16 protein-coding genes and 1 pseudogene are annotated in these 22,964 nt (G+C 43.1%); 9 read left to right on the forward strand and 8 right to left on the reverse strand.

Going from position 1 to position 22,964, the window contains the following annotated elements:
- Positions 1 to 40 precede the first annotated feature (40 nt).
- The 5 genes and pseudogenes from rbsK to BQ7997_RS26150 all read right to left on the reverse strand — a co-directional run.
- Positions 41 to 964: a ribokinase gene (rbsK, locus tag BQ7997_RS16610; protein ID WP_022140012.1), complete on the reverse strand. Its 924-nt coding sequence runs from the start codon at positions 962 to 964 to the stop codon at positions 41 to 43.
- Positions 965 to 1,191: 227 nt separating this feature from the next.
- The gene (locus BQ7997_RS16615; RefSeq protein WP_073347482.1) at positions 1,192 to 2,733 is read right to left on the reverse strand and encodes a hypothetical protein; all 1,542 of its coding nucleotides are present in this window, start codon (positions 2,731 to 2,733) and stop codon (positions 1,192 to 1,194) included.
- Positions 2,734 to 2,869: 136 nt separating this feature from the next.
- Entirely contained in the window at positions 2,870 to 3,343 is a 474-nt protein-coding gene (locus BQ7997_RS16620) for an HU family DNA-binding protein (protein ID WP_073347296.1), read from the reverse strand.
- Positions 3,344 to 3,536: 193 nt separating this feature from the next.
- Positions 3,537 to 3,683, reverse strand: a complete 147-nt coding sequence (locus tag BQ7997_RS26145) for a helix-turn-helix domain-containing protein (RefSeq protein WP_394333743.1) — start codon at positions 3,681 to 3,683, stop codon at positions 3,537 to 3,539.
- Positions 3,676 to 3,837, reverse strand: a pseudogene (locus BQ7997_RS26150) (response regulator); the annotation flags it as partial. The pseudogene BQ7997_RS26150 and the gene BQ7997_RS26145, both read right to left, overlap by 8 nt.
- Here BQ7997_RS26150 and BQ7997_RS25625 point away from each other — a divergent pair.
- The 3 genes from BQ7997_RS25625 to BQ7997_RS16640 are packed head-to-tail and all read left to right on the forward strand — an operon-like array spanning position 3,770 to position 4,576.
- Positions 3,770 to 4,144: a hypothetical protein gene (locus tag BQ7997_RS25625; protein WP_162494035.1), complete on the forward strand. Its 375-nt coding sequence runs from the start codon at positions 3,770 to 3,772 to the stop codon at positions 4,142 to 4,144. The pseudogene BQ7997_RS26150 and the gene BQ7997_RS25625 sit on opposite strands and share 68 nt — an antisense overlap.
- On the forward strand, positions 4,102 to 4,377 hold the full coding sequence (locus tag BQ7997_RS26155) for a glycoside hydrolase domain-containing protein (protein ID WP_353935652.1): 276 nt from the start codon (positions 4,102 to 4,104) through the stop codon (positions 4,375 to 4,377). Before BQ7997_RS25625 ends, BQ7997_RS26155 begins: the two co-directional genes overlap by 43 nt.
- Positions 4,301 to 4,576, forward strand: a complete 276-nt coding sequence (locus BQ7997_RS16640) for a glycoside hydrolase domain-containing protein (protein ID WP_073347299.1) — start codon at positions 4,301 to 4,303, stop codon at positions 4,574 to 4,576. Before BQ7997_RS26155 ends, BQ7997_RS16640 begins: the two co-directional genes overlap by 77 nt.
- A 52-nt stretch (positions 4,577 to 4,628) precedes the next feature.
- Here BQ7997_RS16640 and BQ7997_RS16645 read toward each other — a convergent pair whose 3' ends face one another.
- The 3 genes from BQ7997_RS16645 to BQ7997_RS16655 form a co-directional block, all read right to left on the reverse strand.
- Positions 4,629 to 5,231 (reverse strand): HU family DNA-binding protein, encoded by a 603-nt coding sequence (locus tag BQ7997_RS16645; RefSeq protein WP_044654245.1) that lies wholly within the window; start codon positions 5,229 to 5,231, stop codon positions 4,629 to 4,631.
- A 214-nt stretch (positions 5,232 to 5,445) separates the two neighbouring features.
- A complete protein-coding gene (locus tag BQ7997_RS16650; RefSeq protein ID WP_073347483.1) occupies positions 5,446 to 7,005 on the reverse strand; it encodes an ATP-binding protein in 1,560 nt (519 codons plus the stop codon).
- 97 nt (positions 7,006 to 7,102) lie between these two features.
- The gene (locus BQ7997_RS16655; RefSeq protein ID WP_073347484.1) at positions 7,103 to 8,791 is read right to left on the reverse strand and encodes a sodium:solute symporter family protein; all 1,689 of its coding nucleotides are present in this window, start codon (positions 8,789 to 8,791) and stop codon (positions 7,103 to 7,105) included.
- Between the two features lie 211 nt (positions 8,792 to 9,002).
- On the opposite strand from BQ7997_RS16655, the gene BQ7997_RS16660 reads away from it, so the two are divergent.
- From BQ7997_RS16660 to BQ7997_RS16685, 6 genes are all read left to right on the forward strand, one after another.
- Positions 9,003 to 10,040, forward strand: a complete 1,038-nt coding sequence (locus tag BQ7997_RS16660) for a LacI family DNA-binding transcriptional regulator (RefSeq protein WP_073347300.1) — start codon at positions 9,003 to 9,005, stop codon at positions 10,038 to 10,040.
- A 297-nt stretch (positions 10,041 to 10,337) separates the two neighbouring features.
- Positions 10,338 to 13,532: a SusC/RagA family TonB-linked outer membrane protein gene (locus BQ7997_RS16665; RefSeq protein WP_083589273.1), complete on the forward strand. Its 3,195-nt coding sequence runs from the start codon at positions 10,338 to 10,340 to the stop codon at positions 13,530 to 13,532.
- Positions 13,533 to 13,555: 23 nt separating this feature from the next.
- On the forward strand, positions 13,556 to 15,163 hold the full coding sequence (locus BQ7997_RS16670; protein ID WP_073347302.1) for a RagB/SusD family nutrient uptake outer membrane protein: 1,608 nt from the start codon (positions 13,556 to 13,558) through the stop codon (positions 15,161 to 15,163).
- A 30-nt stretch (positions 15,164 to 15,193) separates the two neighbouring features.
- On the forward strand, positions 15,194 to 16,900 hold the full coding sequence (locus tag BQ7997_RS16675) for a DUF5017 domain-containing protein (protein ID WP_083589274.1): 1,707 nt from the start codon (positions 15,194 to 15,196) through the stop codon (positions 16,898 to 16,900).
- A gap of 18 nt (positions 16,901 to 16,918) precedes the next feature.
- Positions 16,919 to 19,531, forward strand: coding sequence for a glycoside hydrolase family protein (locus tag BQ7997_RS16680; protein WP_073347485.1), 2,613 nt, complete (start codon positions 16,919 to 16,921; stop codon positions 19,529 to 19,531).
- 3 nt (positions 19,532 to 19,534) lie between these two features.
- Positions 19,535 to 22,963, forward strand: coding sequence for a hypothetical protein (locus BQ7997_RS16685; protein ID WP_073347304.1), 3,429 nt, complete (start codon positions 19,535 to 19,537; stop codon positions 22,961 to 22,963).
- Position 22,964: the final 1 nt, after the last annotated feature.

Here is a 22,964-nt window from a genome sequence, read left to right on the forward strand (position 1 = left end):
TGAATCAGATTTATGTGATTGACCTAGGCTTTTCTTTATTTTATAAGTTGACTTCCCTTTTGTATGGGATAGCACTCTGGGCACCAATACGCGTGACGGCAATAGCCGCCGCTGCATTTGCGAATTTTACGGATTCGGCCAACGAATGTCCTTGGGATAGATAAACACTGAATGCTCCGCAGAATACATCTCCTGCTCCGGTTGTGTCGATCGTTTCTACTTCTTTGGCAGGAATCATGGTATATTCGTTCTTTTCTTTCACGTAAGCTCCGTCTTTTCCCAAAGTGATAACTACATTTTCTATTCCTTTCTCTCCGATAGCTTCAGCTGCCCGGTGCGCACTTTCAACATCCATTACCTTTATTCCAGATAACATTTCTGCTTCTATACGATTAGGCAATATAGTATGTACATTATTTAAAAAAGAGTTGCTTAACGTAGAAGCAGGCGCCGGGTTGAGTATTACTTTCTTGCCGTATCGGTTGGCAATAGTAGCTGCGTACTCTACTGTATCGATTGGAACTTCAAGTTGCATGAGTATAATATCAGCTTCCTTGATTTTTTCTTCAGCTTTGTTGATTTCTTCTGTTGAAAGCGAACGGCTGGCACCCGGTGCCACAATAATACTGTTTTCACCAAACGAATCGACGGAAATAAGCGCTACTCCTGACGGACTTTTCTGATCGGTGAATATAAATTCAGTATTGATTTTCTCAGATCTGTATATTTCCAAAGCTTGCAAGCCGAATAGATCGTACCCGATTTTAGAGATAAAGGTGACTTCCGCTCCCAACCGGGCCGCTGCGATAGCTTGATTGGCTCCTTTGCCTCCGGGGTTCATATAGAAAGTTCCACCTAGAATGGTTTCTCCGGGGACAGGTAGTCTGTTGGCTTTCACAACCATATCGGTATTACAGCTTCCGATAACTACGATTTTGGGTCGATTGCTAGATATAGTTTCCATAATATCAATAATTTAAGATGATGCAAATAAAAGAAATAATAATGCTTCGTTTTTTACATTAATATTTCATTTATATAATTTCAAATTATATATTCAGAATAAAATATCCTGTTTAAAAATAAAATTTGGATTGTATTGTTGTGTAGAATTATATAATTTCAAATGAATAAACTAGAAATAAAGAGAATGTTTTTGTGCTGTGAATTCAGATGAACTGCTTTCCATTTTTAGATTTCTTTAGCATTTGTGTGCCGTTTAAGAACCTCAGACAGTTTTTCTTTTCGTATTTTTGATTCTATCCATGCAGTAAAATCGAAAATGCGTAATAACTGGTTTTCGTATTTATCATTATATAATTCCTGAACTTCCGGAGATAACTTTTCCCAGAAAGCTTCCCGGTCTTTTCTTAGAATAGGCAGATTACTTTTATTCAAGAACCATAAAACCGTGTGTTCAGTCTTGAATGTCTGCTCTTTCGGTGAAGACAGACTGCGCGTAATGGAGCGTGATTCGTGCTTTATCAGTTCAAATTCCTGTGTTTCATAGTATGCTATAAGACGAACCAGACGAATCGTCCTCATTAGCGGCAAGTATTTGATATTATGATCTATAATGGCGTTGCTTATATATTTCTTCGCTGCCTTGTAGTTCTGATTGCCGATGTGTATAAGAGTTGTGTAGAGTAATAGCTCGCTTTTGCGTATAGGACTCAACCATGCTTCTTTGTCGTATAGTAATTCCTGATAATGATTCATGAGCTCTGTGCAACTGGAAAAATCACCTTTATCCAAATACGGGAACAGCTCGTATTGAAAGAGCAGGCAGGTGGCGTTCACTTTAAACTCCAGTGAAGAGTCCGCTACGATTAGTTTCTTTAATTTCTCCAGGAAATACGGCATTTCGTTGTAGTTGCCCACTGAACGTAAACTGCCGAGTACCCCTTCGAGCACTGACAAATAATAAATAGGTGGATTCGACCAGAATTGTTGGTTCTGTTCAAACAGAGAATTCAGCTCTTTGTATGAGTTCAGAGCAGCTCTGTAATCTCCCGCTCCCATTAAATAGTTTGCTTGAAAAAGTTTATGATTTCGTGTCAATTCGAAATTCCCTTCCGCGTCTGAAGAAGCGGCTATATACAGCTCGTTGACCATAAGGTCGTTCATATCTTGTTTTTGCTTCGCAGTACGTATGGCTCCGATATGAGAGAGACGGTATTTCAATAAATTGTGCAGAGAAGATTGCTCCGTTATCTTCCGAATTTTTTTTAAAGATTCATTTTGGATAAAATGTTTGTGAAACAGTTCCTGCTCTGTCATATTGGGGAAATTCAGCCGTAGCAGATATTCCAGTTCCTGTTTCTGTGCAATAGTCAGAATCTCATTGTTTTCGTAGAATTGCGCCTGCTTTATTGTGTTGGACAGTATCTCGAAACACTCTTCAAACAAGGAACGCTCATATAGCATACGGGCTTTGCACAGGTCGTTCAACAAATCATAGTAGATATCTTTCTTCTTTCTTAATGTGAGTAATGTATCTACCAGTTTCTCATATAAGTATTGAATGGACACTTCAAAAGAACCTTTCGGCCTGCGCTTATAAAACTCTTCTTTCACCGCATTTCCGTCAGGCTGCTTACTCTTTGTTATAATATCGTAAATCACCAGATAATCCTTCTCTTCCTTGTCTTTGACGACCTGCAAGGAGAAGTGTTTCTTTTCTGATTTCGATAGTGAGTATACCAGGGAAATAACGGAGTCGACTCTTTTCATGAAGCCCTTTCGATTAGTATTTATGCTGCAATATTCGGGAAATTCTGTGAAATAAGCAAATTTCAGGTATATTAAAAAATCCGGCTTGAGTACTCCCAAACCGGATTCTTTTAAATATTAATAAACAAGAGAATGTTTATGCTGCCGGGTCTGGCGTTTCACCGCCATTCTCACCGTCACCTTCATTTCCGCCGCCACTAGGCGGAGTAGAAGTCTCACTATCCGGTAGCTCTAGTTTTTGAATACTGACAGTTTTTATCATCCCTTTCAATAGACTGCCCGGAGTGAAAATGATTTTACGGTTTTTCAATGTTTCCGTAGTTACCCCTTTTGCATTATTTTGGCTTTTACATCCAAAGGAAGGGCGGAAAGTACCAAATTCTCCAAGGCTGACGGATGCCCCGATTTCCATGTATGTTTTCAGGGAATCAATCAATCCGTCGAGCACAGACTTTACTGTACCGCGTGGAACGAACCCGACTTTGGTTACCTGGTCGCATAACATTTTAAAATCCACAGTTACCACATTGAACGGGCGTGCTACATATTTTTCGGCTTTATTCTCATCAAAGCCAAAGGTTGTTTTCTTGACTACATATTTCAGTGCCATAATCTTTAATAGTTTTAATCGTTAGTAATTCTAGTTCTTATTTTGTGATCACGATGCAAAGATAGGGTAACTGAATTTACCAGGCAAGTAATTTTGAAGAAGTGCGTGAATAAAATCGTGAATATTGGTGTAATGAATTGAACTATACATATTTATCCGTTCTCTTATACTTACATCACTATGTTTCCTTATGTTAATTCGTGATTTTATGTTTCTCCATATACTCTTTAGGACTCTGCCCGAATCTCTTTTTAAAATCATCGCTGAAATAGCGTCGTTCCGAATAACCTACCATATAGGCGATTTCGGTAACATTCAGTTGGTTTTGGAGTTCTGGCAGTTAATAGAATAACAGGAATATGACTGATTCTCATATCACTTTTTAGTTTTCGGTAAAAAGTAATGCCGTCCATGACGGGCATCATAATGTCACTTATAATAATGTCGGGAACAAGCTCCAATGCCCTTTCGAAACCTTCCTGCCCGTTTGAACTCATAGTTTATATTTTTGGAGAAAGAATAGTCCAAAGCGGCATATTCTATGGAAAATACGGTCTGGTTATGTTTGAGAGTTATTTTCTTCTCGAAACATATCTGTTGTTTCAGCACACTTCGGGCATTTATGGCTACAGGCTTGCTGAACAGTTTGAAGCCAGTGAGACACATTGTGGGAAACGAAATGCCGGGGAATGGACTTCCCCGTTTCATCGCAGGTATTTTGTATGTCCGGATAGAAACGGTGCAGCCCCTGAGCATAAATGGCTATCCAGAGCCCGTGCTTGTCGTCTGGCTGTCAAGTAGGTTGGAACAACTCAATAGGGTATTTTGATAGAACGGCTTCAAGTTGCAAGACCAAAGAGCTACCGATAGGAACGGATGAATATAATGAAGTCTGGACAACATTTCTCACCTCATTCCGTGCACATCTGACTGCTAAAGGCTGGTTTGATAAAACCGTTGAGTTCTGCCCCCCTGAATATACAGGATGGAACCAATACTGCCGGAGATTTCCATATGATATACCGTACGGATAACACGGCATCAAGCAAGGCAGTAGCCAGTATACGTTTTGAGATGCTTCGCGAAGGTATCCAGGATTATGAGAAAATTAAAATAGTATCTGCTCCGGCTTTGGATGCTGCGCTAAAGAGCGTAGATATAGCCAGTGGCCGGACAGCAGAAAAGACAATACTTAACACACAACATATCCTTAAACAAATCTCAGCAAATTGATGAAAAAATGTAACTGATATTTTGCAGCCGCTAGTGAATAGTGGCTGCAAAATTATTGTATTTTCAGATATACCACTGTCTTGCCACCGCCATATTTCCGGATAATCCCCTCTTCCTGATACTCTTTGAGTAATTCGATAGCCTTGTTCCGGCTGATTCCTGTTAATCTCATGAAATCGGAGCGGGTGATGCAACCTTGTTCGTTTATATGTTGTATCAATCGTGTACGGCATTCATTTTCGGTAAGATTATTATTAGACCGATAAGGTGATTCCATACGTTCCAGTTGTAAAGGCTCCAGACTTTCGCGGAACTTTTTGTTGATACGTAAGTTTACCTTATTTAAATGGATAGAAGGAGAACGGATTTCCTTTTTCTCCATTACCGGACGTTCACATTTCAGTGATAAGGAGAAATGTCCTAGTTCACCAACTTCTACTGTCCAACCTTGGGAGAGCCAATGTTGCAGTTCATTCGTGACTGCTTGCAGACAGCCTTCTATGGTTGCCTCGCTGAACCCGTTTGCTTTTGATACCATTTCGACAAACTTTTTGGCGTCGATGGTTCCTGAGGGAATGACCCGCGCGTAAAGTGGTTGCTGTTCATCGTGTTTTTGCGGATTTCCGCTTGTGTATAAATCGTAATAGACGCTCATAGCTAAATTTGTTGTTTTTTGTTCTATAAGTAATTCTTTTTTCTTCATAGACTAATTCGTCCGCCTATAGCCATACGAAAATTCGCCTATAGGTAATCTTGCGTTTGCCTATAGGCGGACGAAAGGTTGCCTATAGCCGGACGGATTAGTTTATGCACTCAAAGTTATTACTTTTTTCGGAGAAAGAAACTGATTGGTGCATCAAACAAGAATATTATTCTTCAATCTTCCAGTCGCCTATGGTTCTTGTTGCACTGTCAAAGTTCACGCCTATCTTTATTATTTTCAAGTTTCCAGCATGATAAGGAATGGCATACCCCTTACTGTTAATCTGTGCCAACGCCTCTTCCGGTGTCCCGTCCACCTTGAATTCAAAGACGTAAATGGCATCTTGCATCTTGACGACTGCATCGGCTCTACCGATAGCTGTGTCTACTTCCACATCTATATATTGTCCCATCAAGCGGAAAAACAGATAGAAGATAGTCTGATAATGTTTCTCTTCTTTATTGTTTAGTTTGTTAGGGATGGAAGCGAAGAAAGATTTCATCCTTTCCAGGCATTCGTTCAATTTCCCGGCACGTAAGTCTTTGATAAACGATATGACATAGAATGTATTTTCGCGTGCAGGCAAATGTACATAGGCAGGCATGAGAGATTCGATAAACCCTTTCCTTACCTCTTTGTTGGGATATCCCAATGTATAGGCTTGAAAATTCGGGTCGTAACCTTTTATGGTGAGATAACCGCTCTGGTAGAGCACCGGAAGCGGGTCGGTAATTCTATTACTGGGGGCGTCAAACTGTTCCGCTGTGGCAGTAGTGGCATCCAAATCGCGTATATCAAAGTCGCTTTCTTGCAGAAGGTCTATCAGGAATGTAGGGGTTCCGGTTGAGAACCAGAAATTCTCATAACTCTTCTGAGTAAATGCATTGATTAAACTAAAAGGATTGTAAATGTCTGCACAATTTTTACTGAAATGATAACCGTCATATTGTTGTTTTAAATGCGCGCAGGCTTCTTCATATGTTTCGCTGTTAGCCTGTGCTATCTGTTCGATATCAATTTGCATTTGAGAACGCAACTCTTCTTCTGTGATGCCGCAAATCGCACTATATTCATCCCACATACTGATATTTTGCAGATTATTCAGTTCGCTGAAAATACTCATCTGGCTGAATTTACTGATACCTGTTAAGAATAGGAAGCGTAAATATTGCCCTTGACTTTTGAGAGGGCTGAAAAAGTCCCGCATAATATTCCGGATTTCCGATTGAACTTCTTCGTTATTGTTGCTGTCTAGCATCGGTGAATCGTATTCGTCAATCAATATCACAACCCGCTTTCCTGTCTGTTCATAAGCACGGCGGATGACGCCACCGAAGCGAAGGCTGAATGTTCCTTCATCTTCAGATTTTCCATAGACCTTTTCCCAAAGGGCTAATTGATAATGAAGATATGCACGTAAACTGCTGGCAACTACATATTTGCTTATACTGAAATCTATATGCAACACCGGATATACTGTCCATTCTTTTTCCAGAGTTTCCATTGCCAGCCCGGTGAACAATTCTTTCTTTCCCTGAAAATAAGCTTCGAGTGTGGATACCAGCAGACTTTTTCCAAAACGTCGGGGGCGGCTCAGAAAATAAGTCGTATTGGTATTCGCCAATTTATAAACTAAGGGCGTTTTATCTACATATACGTAATTATCATTACGCAACTGTTCGAAATTCTGTATTCCTATCGGGTATCTTCTGAAATTCATATCCATAATATACGGCTGTTTTGTGAATGAAACATAGACAAAGATAAGCATTATATGAGAATATGAATATATCAGCCTGTATTTTCTTTTACATGGAATGGATTTATTCAGGAGTTCCCCTTTTTATGAATGATTTTGGCTTTTTTGTCATCACTAATCCGAGTAAGGCAAAAACGACACCCGTTGTGATGATAAGTTGCTGTCCGTTATCTGCCATGCCACCCAATATGGCAATGCCGGCTCCGGAAGCGAAGATACCATAACCGATTACCCGTTTGCTGAAATTATTGCCCGCTTTCTCTGCCGATTCATTTTCTTCGATTTCTTTCAACTTCCGGGCATTGTTCTCCTTATTCCATATTAAGTAAGATTGATACCTTTCCGATTCCTTGTTCTTTGCTTTATAATATACCTCAAAAATAGCCAGGCATAGGATTGGGAAAGTAACTCCGAGAATCATTTCTTCGGCACGATTGAGGGAGAAGCCCATTGACGGAGTGATGAATTTGAATAAACCATTGACAGCCAGACTTAGTAAAGTGGTAGTGATATTAGAGACTGCGGTCTGCCTTTTAGAAAAGAGTGTCCAGACGATGGGCAGATATAAAGGGACACCTGTCAATGCCGCCAGGCTGATAACAACGTTGACGACTCCCCCCATTTTAGGAATGAGCATAGCTATCAATATGCTGAATACCCCGAAGAGAATAGTCGAAATCCTCGCAACGTACATAAGGGTACGGTCGGAACTTTTCGGTCTCAGGTTTCTGAATATATCATTGGTGATGACCCCCGAAGCAATGTTCAGTTTTGAATTCAGCGCACTGGTGGTCGCGAAAATCATGCCGCCGATCATTAAGCCCAAAAGCCCGTTGGGAAGTACTTCCTTGCACATCATCAGATATGCGCCTTCTGCGTCAAGCAATGAGAGCGAAGGGTCATATACTCTGTAAACCATTGGCGGGAGCATCCATAACACCGGACTGATTATATATAAAGCTCCGAACAGGTAACCTACTTTCCGGGAGTCCTTCTGCGTCTTGACACAGGTATATCGCTGCACGTATGCCCAGTTGCCGCCCAGGAATATAGTGTTGTAGATACCGAAGGCTATCAGAAAGCCGAACGTATATTCATCGTTCAGAAGATTATAGAATGTGTCGGGCACCTGCTCTATCAAGGCAGTGACTCCGTCGATTTTATCGAAAGATAAAGGAACCACGATGATAACCGCCGCTGTCAGGATGACGAACTGAAGTACGTCCGTTGAGATTACTGCCCATAATCCGCCTGCGGACACATACAAAATGCATAGCCCGCCTAATAATAAAATGCAGGTATTTAAAGGCAGTCCGGTGGAAACCTCTAATATTTTGGCTACCGGATAGAGGAAAGAAGCGGTAAGAAACACAGAGATAAACAAGAACAGGTAGGTATATATCTTCTGCGTGGACTTGCCCAGTCTCTTATGTATGTATTCTGCTGCTGTGAGCGCTCCCGTTTTATGCCATTTGGGCGCGATGAGTAACCCTACAATGAAACCGGCAACTGCCATTGTCCATTGGATAGTGATTGACACCCAGCCCATGGAATAAGCAATAGAACCCCATACGACGAATGTGCCGGCAGAGAAAAATCCCATAAACAGTGAGAGGCCGCTCATGTACCACGGCATGGTTCCGTTGGCGGCGAAGAAAGATTGCATACTTTTACCTTTTCTGGAGAAAGCCAGTCCGACTAAAACAACTCCAAGGGAAAATAGTACGATAGTAATGATGTCAAGAGTAGTCATATCAAATGATTTAGTTAACAAAACAGGCTTGAAAAACATCTAAGCCGGCAGCAAATATATTTTCGATTCTACAGATAAACAAGCAATTCGGAATATAAATCATCGGGAACGTTACCGCAAACGTTCCCGAAATTAAACTCTTGGAGTTTTAACCTTCCAATTACCGGAATTTGATTATATTCGGGAAATTTTTTAGAATGAGGAGCAGTTTATGAGTAAACCAAGAGTGACTATCAAGGATTTGGCCAAGGAATTGAAGATTTCGACTTCTACTGTTTCCAGAGCCTTGTGTGATAAATGGGATGTGAATCCTGAGACACGCAAAGCTGTTCTGGAGCTTGCGGAAAAGTGGAATTATAAGCCGAATCCGATTTCTCTGAGCCTGAAACAAAGCCAGTCCATGTTTATCGGAGTGATTGTCCCTGAATTTGTCAATTCTTTCTTCTCTGAAGTGATTATGGGCATTCAGAGTGTGCTGAATCCCGAAGGGTATCATGTGCTGATAATGCAGTCTAATGAATCGCATGAGAATGAATTGCGGAATATGAAGGCATTGGAAGCGCAGATGGTAGATGGCTTTCTGATTTCGGTTACTCAGGAATCGGAAAACACCAGTTACTTCTCTGATTTGATCCGGAATAATTTTCCGGTGGTTTTCTTCAACCGGATTTGTGCGGGGTTGAATGCCCCCCATGTGGTTATTGACGATTATAAGTGGGCTTTTGCTGCAGTCGAACATTTGATCCGGCAGGGGTGTAGCCGGATTGTCCATTTGGCAGGCTCTGAGGATTTGCTTATCGCGCAGAAACGCAAGAGTGGATATATGGATGCCTTGCGGAAGTATGGCTTGGCGGTTGATGAATCTTTGATTATCGACTGCGGAATAATGATGGAGAAAGGAATAATGGCGGCTCACCAGATTCTTGAAATGGAGAAAATGCCGGATGGAATCTTTGCGGTGAACGATCCGGTGGCGATAGGGGCGATGAAAACTCTTCAGAAAAACAGAATCAGAATACCGGAGGATATGGCGGTAGTCGGTTTTTCCGAATCGAAAGCGGCATTTATTGTGGAACCCAATCTGACTAGTGTGGAGCAGCCTACTTTTGAGATGGGGCGGAATGCCGCGCAATTATTACTGGAGCAAATCAAGCATAATATCAATAATGAAGATAAAATGCTTTCGAAGTCAATCATTCTGGATGCCAAACTGAATATCAGGGAATCTTCTCTTAGAAAGACGAGTTGAAACCTCGTTTTCTCGTATCGGATTATTTGCGGGACATAGCCTTTTCTATATTAAAGAGGTGTGTCCCGCTTTTCTTTATTTCTACTTCTGAAAAAAAATAAAACTGTACTTTCCTTTGTTTATGGGCTTCCCAGGGCATCCGGCAAGAATGATTATACTTTTTTCTTTAAATTTATTTGGAGTTTAATAAATAATCGCTATGTTTGCAAAGTCTAGCAGACCAGAGTAGACCAGTTGCTAAGATTGAAAACTTAGATATACCATTTAAATTGTTAACGAGAAATTAAGTATTGCACCATGAAGAACGCAATTATTTCAAAAGCGAAGTGGTACATTAGATGCTGTAGTCTTGTGTATTTATCTGTTTCCTTTTCTTCTGTAGTATATTCGGCAGAGGATGTTTCAAAAATGAACAGTGTGGCGATTGCCCAACAGGCAAAAACGCGGACGGTAGTTGGATCGGTGATTGATTTTGAAACAGGAGAGCCTATTATCGGGGCTTCTGTGGCGGTCGCCGGGAAAAGTGTGGGTACTATCAGTGACTTGGATGGGAATTTTTCTATCCGGGTAGATGGGGATAATATAAACTTGGAGATTTCTTTTATTGGATACGAAAAGCAGACAGTGACGGTAGCGGATGGAAAGAAGCTGACTGTTCGCTTGCGTGCCGTCTCAGAATTGCTGGATGAGGTAGTGATTACTGCATATGGTTCCGGCCCTCGTAAGGACTTGACGGGAGCTATCGCGAAGGCGAATGTGCAAGATATGCGCAAAGCGCCGGTTTTTAACTTTGAAGAAAGTCTTGCAGGGCGTGTGGCAGGTGTACAGGTTACTTCGTCCGACGGACAGCCGGGCAGTGACTTGCAGATTGTCATCCGTGGTAATAACTCGGTGACTCAGGATAATTCCCCGTTATATGTAGTGGACGGCTTTCCACTGGAGATGGCAGTGGGAAATATGCTGAATCCCGAAGAAATCGAGTCTATTGAAATTTTGAAAGACGCGTCGGCTACGGCTATCTATGGTGCGAGAGGTGCGAATGGGGTAATTCTGGTGACTACAAAGAAAGGAAAGGTCAGTTCGCCTACCGTGACATATAGTGGCTGGGTAGGTGTACAGCAGATTATCAAGAAGCAGGAAATGCTTGACCCTTATGAGTTTGTACGTTATCAGTTGGAAGCGGACTACAACGTTTACAGCAAGCGTTATCTGGCTGGTGAAAGGACATTGGAAGATTATCGCAATATCGAAGGTATCAACTGGCAGGACAAGGTGTACAGGGATGCTTTGGTACATAGCCACAATTTAGCTGTCAGAGGCGGTACTGAGAAGACAAGATATTCTGTTTCAGGGTCGTTGGTGGATCAGCAAGGTATTATGTTGAACAGCGGTTATAAAAAATATCAAGGTCGTTTTGTGCTCGATCAGACAATCAATAAGAAAATGAAAGTGGGTATTAATGCCAACTATACGTATTCAAAGAAATATGGCACTATTGTATCCGAATCGCAGACCAGTCCGACGGCGAGCTTGATGTATGCATTGTGGGGATATCGTCCGGTAGCAGGTGTCAACGATAGTGACTTGTTGAACGATTTGTATGATGAGTCAACCGACCCGACTACCGACCTTCGTATCAATCCCCTGATGGCAGCCGAGAACGAGTATAACCCGTTATTCACTTACAACTTCATCGGCAACGCTTATCTTGAATATAAGATTTTGAAGAATCTGACTCTTAAGATTACCGGTGGATATAACAAGATACATCAACGGAAAGAAGTCTTTTTCAACTCCAACTCGCGGGGTGGACATCGCTATAGTAACAATAAGGTGAACGGTTGGATTACTAACACGGAGCGGACAAGCCTGTTGAACGAAAATACGCTGACTTATGACGTCCCTTTAAAGAAAGGACATCGCCTGAAAGTACTTGGTGGTTTTACCGTGCAGGATAACGGTACGTTTATTGATGAAATCAGGGCGATCAATGTTCCTAACGAGGCACTGGGGATTGCCGGAATAGATGAAGGTGAACTGACTTCCGCTACTATCAGCAAGACAGCCAACGGCTTGGTCTCTTATTTGGGAAGAGCAGATTATAATTATAAGTCCAAATACCTGCTGACCGTTTCATTCCGTGCGGACGGTTCGTCGAAATTCCCGAAAGATAACCGTTGGGCTTATTTCCCGTCCGCTTCCGCTGCTTGGGGATTTGGTGAAGAGAAATTCGTAAAAAATATAAAATGGATTAGTAGTGGCAAGTTGAGGGCAGGTATCGGTACGACGGGTAACAACCGCGTGACGGACTATGCGGCGTTGACAGCCTTGCAGATAACGGCAGACTCCGGATACAGCACAGGTAATACGCCGGGCAAAGGGGTGGTGCCGAAAACGTTGGGAAATCCCAAACTGAAATGGGAAACTACCGTACAAACCAACATCGGATTGGATATGTCTTTCCTGGACAACCGGATTTCGTTAACGGCGGATTACTACTATAAGAAAACGAAAGACCTGCTGCTGAATGCTACATTAGCGCCGAGCATGGGATATTTGTCAGCTTACAGAAATGTAGGATCGGTTTCCAATTCAGGACTTGAATTGACCATCGACACAAAAAACATACAGACGAAAGAATTCTCCTGGACTTCCAGTTTCAATATCTCGTTCAACCGTAACAAGGTATTATCATTGAACGATGATGAACCGAGTCTGGCAAGCCGTGTGAACTGGGGTAATTTCAATAATGCTTATCCTTATATTGCCATTCCGGGACATCCGATTGCTATGTTCTACGGACATATCTTTGACGGGGTTTACCAGTACACGGATTTCGATAAGGTAGGAGAATCGTATATATTGAAAGACGGTGTTCCCAATAATGGAAATGCACGTGAGAAGATTCAGCCGGGAGATATCAAATTCAAGGATATCAATCGCGACGGAGTGGTGAACGACTATGACCTGACTATTATCGGTAACCCGAATCCAAAGCATATCGGTGGTTTTGGCAACAACTTCCAGTATAAGAATTTTGATTTGAACGTATTCTTCCAATGGAGCTATGGCGGTGATGTGCTGAATGCCAACCGTATTGAGTTTGAAGGGGGCGATCCCAATGCCCGTACTTCACTTAACATGTTTGCCTCGTTTGCAAACCGTTGGACTCCCGAGAACCAGACGAACGAGCTCTACCGGATAGGTGGACAAGGGCCGGCCGTATATTCGTCGCGCACCATTGAAGACGGTTCTTTCCTGCGCCTGAAAACGGTATCATTAGGATACAGGCTGCCGAACGCATGGCTGAAAAAGATAAACATCAAGTCATTGAGAGTGTATGCCTCTGCGCAGAACTTGATTACATGGACTAAATATTCAGGGCCGGATCCGGAAGTTTCCACTCGTCCCACGGCTTTGACGCCCTCTTTCGACTGGTCTCCTTATCCAAGACCGCGAACTTTGACATTAGGAGTTGACATTTCTTTTTAAACCTTTAAAATCAAACCGTATATATGAAGCATAATATATTGTTATGGATGACCGTATGTCTGCTGGCAACTTCCTGCTCGAACATACTGGATAAAGAACCTGATTTCGTTTCTCCTGATTATTATTATAATACGGAAAGTGAACTGTTGCAGGCGTTGAACGGAGTGTATAACCGTCTGATTGACACAAACGGAAGAATGTACAGTAAGGGGCTTTTCAGCTTATTCGTACTGAGTGACGAGTCTTTTTATACCAATAACTTCAATAACACTAATATCCGTGCGGGTGTAATGGACGCCGCAGACCTGGATGTCGGACGTTTTTGGGAAGTGCTGTATGAAGGAGTGAACAGGGCCAATCTTCTGCTATACAGCGTCGAAGGTAAAGAACTGGAGACGGATGTGATGAAAGCGGCGAAGGGAGAGGCTCTTTTCCTGAGAGGATATTTCTATTATCTGCTGACCTCTTTCTTTGGTGAAGTGCCCTTGAAACTTACTCCTACAATGTCTGCCAATGATAACTATCTGGCGAAATCGCCGTTGGCGGATATTTACAAGCAGATTGTAAAGGATATGCAGGAGGCGGAAAAACTGGTATTTGATATTGACGCGCTTGGTTATAACGAGCGGATTAGCAAAACGGGTGTTCAGGCTGTTCTGGCAAGAGTGTTCCTGAAAATGGCGGGTGAACCGTTGAAAGACGAGACACGCTATGCGGATGCTTTGGAATATGCCGACAAGGTGATTACTTCCGCAAGGCATGAGTTGAATCCGGATTATGCGCAAATCTTTATCAATCATTCACAAGATATCAATGAAAGCGGAGAGTGTATTTGGGAGATAGGTATGTATGGCAACAAAATAGGTACAGTAGATTTGGCCGGTTCCGTAGGAGTGGAGAATGGTATTCTGTGCCGTGACGAGTCGATAGGTTATTCAGGCGGTCCGATGAAGGCTTCTAAAAGGCTTTATGATTCGTATGGAGAAGGTGATTTGCGCAAGGATTGGAATGTTGCCCCTTATTACTATAATGTAGTGGAAGAAACAAAGGTCAATGAGGAAACTCAGGAGACGGAAGTGGTTCAGGTTACTAAGAAAGTAATGTTCTCGGCTACTCAGATATATAACCGTAATCCGGGAAAATGGAGAAGGGAGTATGAAACAGGACAGAAAGCGCGGCTCTTCAATTCCACCAATTTCCCTGTTATCCGTTACAGTGATGTCCTGCTGATGAAAGCTGAGGCGGAGAATGCGGTTAACGGGCCTACCGATGAAGCGTATGACGCAATCAATCAGGTGAGGAGAAGAGCCTATGGGAAGCCGGTTCATACTGCTGATGCCACAGTGGATCTTCCGGCAGATCTGGCAAAGACGGATTTTCTGGAAGAAGTAAAGAAAGAACGGTTTAGAGAACTGTGTTTTGAAGGGCAGCGTAAGCTTGACTTGCTTCGTTGGGGGGAATATGTAGCTACCATGAAGGCCTTTGGAACGGAAATTTCAACGACTGCTCCATCGGAATTTAAATATGCAAGCAGGGTAGGACAGAATACGACAGACCGTAATGTCCTCTTCCCGATTCCGAATACAGAGATTACCGTCAACAAACTAATGACTCAGAATGAGGGCTGGTAATTGATTCTTATCTTTTTAAAATAATCGAACATGAAAAATATAATAAGATATTGCGGTTTGTTACTTGTGGGGCTGGCTGCCTGCATGGAAGACGAAGCTCCAAGTGTGAAGCTGAATGTGGCACTGGATAAACAGGTTTATCAGGTGGGTGAGCCTGTAACATTCAAACTGAACGGAAATCCGGATAATATAGTGTTCTATTCGGGAGAGGTCGGGCATAATTATGCTTATAAGGAAAGATATCATGCGGATGGTGACCTGTTGGTTAAATTCAATTCTTGGGTGCGTTATGGAGATATTTATCATAACCTGAAATTCCTGGTTTCTTCTGATTTTAGTGGAATTTATGACAAGGAGAATGTGGAAGCTGCTACATGGATTGACCTGTCTGACAAGTTCCGCTTTTCGGTAGGGGATGATCAGACTCCTTCCGGAGAGGTGAATCTGAAAGAGTATGTCGGTGCGGCAGAGGATGCCAGGTTGTTTGTTGCCTTCCGTTATGAGGATGAAGAGAAAGCACGCCAGAACAACTGGATTATTCGTTCCATTGCGCTTGATTGTGTTTCTGCCGAAGGGGTACGGAGCAGTCTGGCCACGATGCCTACTATGGGTTGGAAGGTGGTTGATTTTGAAAATCCGGCAGTGACATGGAATGTTTCTTCTACCAGTCAGATATTGATTGATGGGGGAACTAATCAGCCGAAGAATGTCGATTGGGTGATTTCACAGGCTTTTGATGTTCGGAAAACAACTCCTGATACGGGTGTTGCGTTGAAGAATATCAGTACCACGATGGATGAATACCAGTATGTTTATACGAAACCGGGAACCTATGAGGTTGTATTCGAAACCACATCCGACTGGTATAATGGCAGTGACCATGGATTGACGAGAGTTACTGTGGAGGTACAAGGTACGGTTGAAGAAGAGATTCCCGCTTCGTTGAGCGTCTTGCCGGATAAGGTGGAATGTAAGGCGGGAGAGCCTATAACATTTAGTTTGACGGGGAATAATGCCAACAATGTAGTTTTCTATTCAGGGGAAAGCGGACATAACTTTGATTTCAGGGAAAGGTTCTATGCGGATAATGACATGGTGGTGAATTTTTCAACATGGGTGCGTTATGATGTGGATCAGCTTTTAAGGTTTAAAATGTCAACAGATTTTAATGGCGTGTATGAAAAGGAACATGTAGAAGCTGCTACATGGATTGATTTATCAGATAAATTCATTTTCTCGACAGGAGCGGATAAAACTCCTTCAGGTGAAGTTAGTTTGAAAGAAGCTGCCGGTGATGATCCTAATGCCCGCATATTTGTAGCTTTTCATCATAAAGATGAAGAGGAAGTCGTAGAGAAACGGAATGATTGGATTGTCAGAACGTTTGAAATGGACTTGATTTCTCCGGAAGGATTTAGGAGTAATTTAGCGAAGATGGCTACAAAGGATTGGTGGACAGCGGTTGATTGTTTAAATACAAACCGGAACTGGACTGTCACTCTTCAACAATTAGTGTTGACTGGAGGTGCTAATAAATCGGCTAATGATGACTGGGTTATCTCCAAGCCTGTTTATATCAGAAAAGGCACTCCCGATAAAGGAGTCTCTTTAAATAGTGTTACTTCCAGAGATTACATATATACTTACAATACTCCCGGCACTTATAAAGCTGTATTTGACTGGTATGACGGAAGTAATTATTCGCAAGTGAAATTAAATATTGTAGTTAAAGAATAACCGGTAAAAATGAAAGGGATGCCAAAGAATTTCATTAAATATTTTTCTACAGGCCTAGCACTAAGCTTATCTGTCGCTTTATCAGCCCAGGAACAGTCCGTTGTACGATTGGCTAACGACCAACTTGAGCTCGGATGGAAAAAGGGTGCCGGCGGATATGCATTGGAAACGCTGAAAGTGAAGGGAACGGACGGTTGGGATGTTATGGAAACAGCCAAGTATCAGCACAATGTTTTATATGCTTCATCCAAACCTGAAACGACACCACAGAAACTATATGATAAAACGGGAAAAGAAATTCTTTTCCCGGCTCCGCAATATCGTTACATTATCCCTTCATGGCAGCAGAACACTAACGCTGTTGCCATGAATAAAGCAGGGGAGAATCTGGTTTATCAACCTTCTGCCGTGAAACGTATTTCCGATACGGAAATCTGTTTCTACTATGAAAATGAAACGATGCGGATTACAGAAAAGTGGTGTCTGGATTCGTTTCATCAGAATGATATCAAGGTTGATTTTATTGTATATCCCAGGAAGGCAGGTTATTATTCTTTGGCAACTCCTTCGCTGGTTTCAATAGACAAATATAATTTCCAATGGGCTACTGTCCCCGGAATATTTCAGGGGAATGCTATAAACACGGACTTTGTACAAGCGTATGGCTATGGTCAGGGAATCCCTGACGTTCCGGTAGTGGCAAGAGAACGTACCGCTTCTACATTATCCTCACTGGTAACGGACAAAAAGGGGGTGTCCGTTGCCGTCACCGCCGAGCCGGGTACAGGTAGAGATCCTTGGCCGGAGGATAAAAAGATGCATGCGGAATGGTTGCTCGGATTGTCGGTCATGAATCGTGAAGGGGAGTTTTCGCCCACGCTTTACCATCCTGTATTGGGAGAGAAGAATTCATTGGCGAATGTAGGGGACAGCCTTTCTTTCTCTTTCCGCTATACTATTCAGAAAGCGGATTGGTATGCTGTATTGAAACATGCGATAAATGATATTTATCGTTTCACGGACTTCCTGAAGTTGAAACAGACAAAGTATTCATTGACACAAAGGCTTTATGATATGCACGCATATCTTACTAATGACAGCACTTCCAAATGGCACAACCATGTATATAAAGGAGTGACGATTGGAGCACAGGACTATCTGGGCGGCGTGTATGATTCGGAGAAAGATGCCATGAAGAACTCCGATTACGGAGCTATGTGGATGCTGGCAAAATTGACGGATGATCCTCGCCTGACACAGAAAAGACTGCCGTATGCGTTGAACTTTAAACTGATGCAGCAGCACGCGGAGAAAGATTTTCTTTATGGTTCCTCTGCCGGACAGTATTATTTGTATAAAAGCAAACGGTTTACCGAAGAGTGGGGGCCTTATACCGAACCCATTGCAACTACTTATTATATGTTGATGGATATGGGTAATATCCTGCTTTTTGAACCGGAACAGAAGGAATTGAAACAGCACGTCAGACTGGCTGCCGACCGCTTGTTGGAATGGATGAAACCTAACGGACAATGGGAAGTGGCTTATGAGAACAAAACGTTGGAACCCACTTTTACCGATATTGCGGATTTACGACCGACGTTTTATGGATTGTTGATTGCTTACGAGATATTGAAAGACAAAAAATATCTGCAAGCAGCTATACAAGGAGCAGACTGGTACGTGGAGAACGCTGTGAAGAAAGGACATTTCCTGGGTGTTTGCGGTGATACCCGTTTTGTGCCGGATTTTGCAACAGCCCAAAGTGTACAAGCTTTATTGGAGCTGTATAACGTGACGAAAAACGACAAATATAAAGAAGCCGCTGTCTCGGCAGCCAAGATTTATACAGCATCGGTTTATACGCATCCTATACCGACGTCAGCAGTAAAGCGGGTGAAAGGGGTAGAACGGAAAGATTGGGAAATCAGTCAGGTAGGACTGAGTTTCGAGCATGGTGGAGTGGCTGGTTCTGCCAATCATCGCGGACCGATATTATTGGCCAGTCATGCCGGAATGTTCGTACGGATGTATGGGTTGACAAAAGACTCGTTATTCCTGAACATGGCACGTGCGGCCGCCATAGGAAGAGATGCGTTTGTGGATTTGAAAACGGGAGTCGCTTCCTATTATTGGGATTCGATGAATAATGGGGCAGGGCCTTATCCGCATCATGCCTGGTGGCAGGTGGGATGGATCACCGACTATTTATTGTCTGAAATATCCCTGCGTTCCAATGGCAGGATAACTTATCCGGGGGGATTTATTACTCCTAAAGTAGGACCTCATCAGACTTATGGCTTTGCGCCCGGCACTGTGTTTGGTACAAAGGCGGATTTGATAATGCGTCCGGGATTATTTAAACTGGATAATCCGGCTATGGAGTATATGACTGCTGTGAACGGGAAGGAGAAAACTGTTTTCCTTATCTTGCTGAACAATGATGATGAAAAGCAGACTTCACAGATTGAAATGGATACGGAATGTTTGTTCCCCGGAAAAAAGATCTGGGTGAAAAACGTGGCTTGCCTGGATAATCAAGGTTATTCCACACCCATAGACGGGGTGGAGAACTGGAATGTAACGACTGATGCGTATGGATTGACTGTTTTAAAGATAAAATATAAATAGGATATGAACATAAATCACTGGATAGTAAAGAGTCTTGTTTGCACCCTTCTTTTTGCGGTTGGAGGATTGGATATGTATGCGCAGAAAGATAAATATTTGATTGAGGCCGAGGCTTTTCAATTCAAGGGAAAATGGTCAACGGACAGGTCGGCTGATTGCATGGGGAGTGCCATGCTTCGTTTGAACGGTGGCGGAAGTCTTGACGGACAGTTTGACGCGCTTACGGTCGTCAATATAATGGAAGAAGGAAACTATAATGTATGGGTGAGGTCGGCGGATTATGAGAAATTGCCGGGGACACGTCTGTTCCGTTTAAGTGTAGACGAGAAACCGATGAAGGAATCCGGAAAACATGGAAAAGTCGGATTTTATTGGGAAAATGCAGGCAGTGTGCAACTGGCGAAAAAGCAGGTGTTATTGCGGTTGCATGATACGAAAAGGAATTTCGGTCGATGTGACGCAATCCTGTTGGTGAAAGATCATTCTATCAACCCCAATGAGATAGATAGGAAAGAAGTGGGAAAGTGGAGAAAAAATCCCGTTAAGATAGAGACGAAAGGTTCGGGCTTTGATAATGTGTCTACCCCGCTTTTATTATCGCCCGATGCGGAGGTGGTGGCTGATATGGAGAATCCGAATATCCGCGTGAGCTTTGTAAAAGCCGGAGCGAACAATCAGGCGATTGCCTGCCGGACAGAAATCAAGGTGAAGGGAATCTGGCGTCGTTTCTTGTCTACCATGGAAGACCATAAGGTATTTCTTGTCACTGCGGAACAAAGTCCGGTAGATAATGATAAGTTCTTCCCTTCCTGGAAGAATGCAGTGTCAAAACGTTCGTTTACTGTCGGTGGAAAAGAATATACGGTACAGTCTGACGAGGATTATTTGAATCCTTATGTGGCAGGAGTGCTCAGTGAAGCTATTCCGGTGAAAGCGGTGAACAAGGACAATAGGAGTATTGAAGTACAATATATCACGAAGAACGGTTCTGCTATCACGGGATACTGGACGTTGCCCGCCGAAGGTAATCATGTTGAGGTGAGATTGTCCTGCCGTCCGGCTACCGACGGAATGTATAGTATGGGGCTTTCAGCTTTTCAGCCTGTCCCCCAGCCCAATGTGAGTAATATACTTCTCCCGCCGATGTTTCAGTATAAGCGGATTTCTCCGCATCCGGTGATGATGCTTTCATCAATGATGCAACAACCGTTGGCTATTGCGGAGTCTACTACCCCTTTGGGTGGGGTAATGTCATCATTTATATGTGGGGATGATACGACTTTCCCGCAAGAATGGGGAAGTGTGGATTTTTCTCCGATGGGATTTTCTGTCAAGAATGAGCAGAATGTGGTTCAGCCTGTGGCCTTTGCTCCCGTTATGGGGATGAAGGACTCCCACGTGAAGGCAGGACAGGTGATTGAACGCAAGTTTGTGGTGGGCATACTTCCGGCAGGCTGGAATGAGGTGGTGGAATATATTTCGGATCAAGTATATAAGGTGAAAGATTACAGGAAACAAAAAGATGTATCACTGACTGAGGCAATGTTCAATATTCTGGATTTGATGCGTAATGAAGAGTATGGCGGATGGGATGCCGGTCTTAAAGGGTTCTATGATATTGAAGGAGATCCGGCGACGGCTCCGACGGTAGTGCACGCTGCCCCTTTGGCTATTATCGCAGCTTCTGTCTTTTCGGAAGATGAAGAGTTCTATCTGTCACGCTCTTTGCCGACGATAGAATATACATTGTCCCGGAGTGGATACAGATGGGCTACGGATCTGGTTCCGGGCGGATACAACAAAACGCTTGAAACACTCCGGCTCAACCCTTTTAATTCGCAGTTCAACACTTCTTACTATGAAGGTTTGCATCGCCTTTTGGGAGGACTGAACCCGTGGCTGTCTTCTATTGCTTTGCCGGGGGATACATTGAGGAGAACAAAAGGATATTCTACGCAAGTTCTCTCCTGGGTGCAGGCTATCTCCGCTTATAACCTGACCGGAGATGAGAAATGGAAACGGCTGGCCACTTCCACAGCCGACCGGTATATAGATTTGCAGATATATAAGAACTCATCTCAACCGGTAGGACTGATGGCTTTTTATAATACGAACGTGTATGCTCCGTGGTGGGACTTGATCGACTTGTATGAGTTGACAAAAGACGAGAAATATTTGAAAGCGGCACAATATGGGGCTTCCAATACCATTGCGGGAATCAGGTCTTTCCCTGCCGTAACAGAGAATTTACAGACGATTCATCCGGGAAACCGTTTTGACGGGAATACAAACCTGTGGTGGAAAGGGAAAGAGAAATACCGTCTGGGATTTCCCCGCGTGGCGAACGATGCGAAAGAGAAGCAAGTGTCTGAATGGCTTGTCTCACCGGTCGGACTGGGTTTTGAACAGCCATCGACTTATTTCCTGCGGACAAAGGGAAAACAGGTGCGTCCGGTCTTTATGAGTAACTGGACTCCTCATCTTCTCCGCCTCTACCAATATACTCATAAGCCTATTTACGAGACTTATGCCCGGAATGGAGTGATCGGGCGGTTTACAAACTATCCGGGCTATTATGCTACGGGATATACGGATATAACCCTGTCGCCGGATTTCCCTTATAAGGGCCCGGATGTGAGTTCTATCTATTATCATCATATTCCGCCCCATCTGGCGTTTACATGGGATTATCTGGTGTCTGAAGCCATAGAACGTTCCAATGGGAATATTTATTTTCCATTCTGCAAACAAGAAGGCTTTGTCTGGTTTACCAACCGTATCTACGGGAATGAGAAAGGAAAAATATTCGGAGACAGCAAGGCGAAACTTTGGACAAAGAGAGGGTTGGTACAGGTGGATAATCCGACGATAAACTATCTGACTGCGGTTTCCGACAAATATTTCTGGGTGATTTTATCCGGTGAGTCCGAACAGGAAGAATCCCTTACTATCCGCTTGGATGAGGCTGCCGGGTTGGTCGGGCAAGGGGATATCGTACAATACACCGAAAAAGGTAAAACGATGAAAATAAACCGGACTGGAAATACGGTCAGGGTGTCTGTTCCGGGAAAAGGTTTCAGGGCTTTGGCGTTTCCTTTGGCTGAACCTCGCAAGGAGAACCGCTATCCTGTACTAAAGAATGGAATGAAAGTGGTTGATATGGGAGAACCTTTCGGCAAGGTATTCTTATTCCGTATCCGTTCACCATTCGGATGGGATTCTGTATATGGGTTTGCAGAAACTGCACCGGCTAGGGATAAAGAAATGTCCGTATCGGTGGAATGTAATGGAAAATCCTGCAGGGTCGCTTCTTATCCCTTTGAATGGAGTTTCTATAAGTTGGGAATGGACGAGAAAGCCGTTGTTAAAGTAACGGTGAGTTCGAAAGGACAGACAGATAAAACGAAGGAAATCATACTTAATTCAAAATGAC

This window comes from Bacteroides congonensis (assembly GCF_900130125.1).
GTDB lineage: Bacteria > Bacteroidota > Bacteroidia > Bacteroidales > Bacteroidaceae > Bacteroides > Bacteroides congonensis.

Coding starts and splice junctions, on each gene's coding strand:
- rbsK (WP_022140012.1), bottom strand. CDS start 964: ATGGAAACTATATCTAGCAATCGACCCAAAATCGTAGTTATCGGAAGC.
- BQ7997_RS16615 (WP_073347482.1), bottom strand. CDS start 2,733: ATGAAAAGAGTCGACTCCGTTATTTCCCTGGTATACTCACTATCGAAA.
- BQ7997_RS16620 (WP_073347296.1), bottom strand. CDS start 3,343: ATGGCACTGAAATATGTAGTCAAGAAAACAACCTTTGGCTTTGATGAG.
- BQ7997_RS25625 (WP_162494035.1), top strand. CDS start 3,770: ATGTCACTTATAATAATGTCGGGAACAAGCTCCAATGCCCTTTCGAAA.
- BQ7997_RS26155 (WP_353935652.1), top strand. CDS start 4,102: ATGGCTATCCAGAGCCCGTGCTTGTCGTCTGGCTGTCAAGTAGGTTGG.
- BQ7997_RS16645 (WP_044654245.1), bottom strand. CDS start 5,231: ATGAGCGTCTATTACGATTTATACACAAGCGGAAATCCGCAAAAACAC.
- BQ7997_RS16650 (WP_073347483.1), bottom strand. CDS start 7,005: ATGGATATGAATTTCAGAAGATACCCGATAGGAATACAGAATTTCGAA.
- BQ7997_RS16655 (WP_073347484.1), bottom strand. CDS start 8,791: ATGACTACTCTTGACATCATTACTATCGTACTATTTTCCCTTGGAGTT.
- BQ7997_RS16660 (WP_073347300.1), top strand. CDS start 9,003: ATGAGTAAACCAAGAGTGACTATCAAGGATTTGGCCAAGGAATTGAAG.
- BQ7997_RS16665 (WP_083589273.1), top strand. CDS start 10,338: ATGAAGAACGCAATTATTTCAAAAGCGAAGTGGTACATTAGATGCTGT.
- BQ7997_RS16670 (WP_073347302.1), top strand. CDS start 13,556: ATGAAGCATAATATATTGTTATGGATGACCGTATGTCTGCTGGCAACT.
- BQ7997_RS16675 (WP_083589274.1), top strand. CDS start 15,194: ATGAAAAATATAATAAGATATTGCGGTTTGTTACTTGTGGGGCTGGCT.
- BQ7997_RS16680 (WP_073347485.1), top strand. CDS start 16,919: ATGCCAAAGAATTTCATTAAATATTTTTCTACAGGCCTAGCACTAAGC.
- BQ7997_RS16685 (WP_073347304.1), top strand. CDS start 19,535: ATGAACATAAATCACTGGATAGTAAAGAGTCTTGTTTGCACCCTTCTT.